Raw genomic sequence first — 1,181 nt, 5'->3', positions numbered from 1 at the left:
GCGCCTTACTCGATGATTTTGGACACGACGCCTGCGCCGACGGTGCGGCCGCCTTCGCGGATGGCGAAGCGCAGACCGTTTTCCATGGCGATCGGGGCGATCAGCTCAACGCCGAACGACACGTTGTCGCCGGGCATGACCATCTCGGTGCCTTCGGCCAGGGTCACTGTGCCGGTCACGTCAGTCGTACGGAAGTAGAACTGCGGACGGTAGTTCGCGAAGAACGGAGTGTGACGGCCGCCTTCTTCCTTGGTCAGGATGTAGGCTTCGGCTTCGAACTTGGTGTGCGGAGTCACCGAGCCCGGCTTACACAGAACCTGGCCACGCTCGACGCCGTCACGGTCAACACCACGCAGCAGGGCGCCGATGTTGTCGCCGGCTTCACCGCGGTCCAGCAGCTTGCGGAACATCTCGACACCGGTGCAGGTGGTCTTCTGCGTGTCGCGGATGCCGACGATTTCGATCTCGTCGCCAACGTTGATCACACCACGCTCGACACGACCGGTCACAACGGTACCGCGGCCCGAGATCGAGAACACGTCTTCGATCGGCATCAGGAACGGCTGGTCAACAGCGCGCTCGGGCGTGTCGATGTACTCGTCAACGGCCGCCATCAGTTCGCGGATCTTGTTCTCGCCGATTTCCGGGTCGCGGCCTTCCATCGCGGCCAGAGCCGAACCTGCGATGATCGGAATGTCGTCGCCGGGGTAGTCGTAGCTGGACAGCAGTTCGCGAACTTCCATCTCAACCAGTTCCAGCAGCTCTTCGTCGTCAACCTGGTCAACCTTGTTCAGGAACACGACCATCTTCGGGATGCCAACCTGGCGGCCCAGCAGGATGTGCTCGCGGGTCTGCGGCATCGGGCCGTCAGCGGCGTTCACAACCAGGATCGCGCCGTCCATCTGCGCCGCACCGGTGATCATGTTCTTCACATAGTCAGCGTGGCCGGGGCAGTCGACATGCGCATAGTGGCGGTTGTCGGTCTCGTATTCCACGTGGGCGGTCGAGATGGTGATGCCGCGCGCTTTCTCTTCCGGCGCACCGTCAATCTGGTCATACGCCTTGAAGTCGCCGAAATACTTGGTGATTGCTGCGGTCAGCGTCGTCTTGCCGTGGTCAACGTGGCCAATCGTGCCAATGTTGACGTGCGGCTTATTACGCTCAAACTTTTCCTTTGCCAT

1 protein-coding gene is annotated in these 1,181 nt (G+C 61.4%); it reads right to left on the bottom strand.

The annotated features are described in order from the left end of the window. Positions 1-5: 5 nt before the first annotated feature. On the bottom strand, positions 6-1,181 hold a 1,176-nt coding region (gene tuf, locus AC2FML_RS19205), incomplete at its 5' end, for an elongation factor Tu (RefSeq protein ID WP_170361708.1).

The organism is Ruegeria sp. BHSC029 (assembly GCF_059613085.1).
The sequence above is the reverse complement of the archived record's forward strand: the minus strand, read 5'-3'. Positions and strand labels throughout refer to the sequence as shown.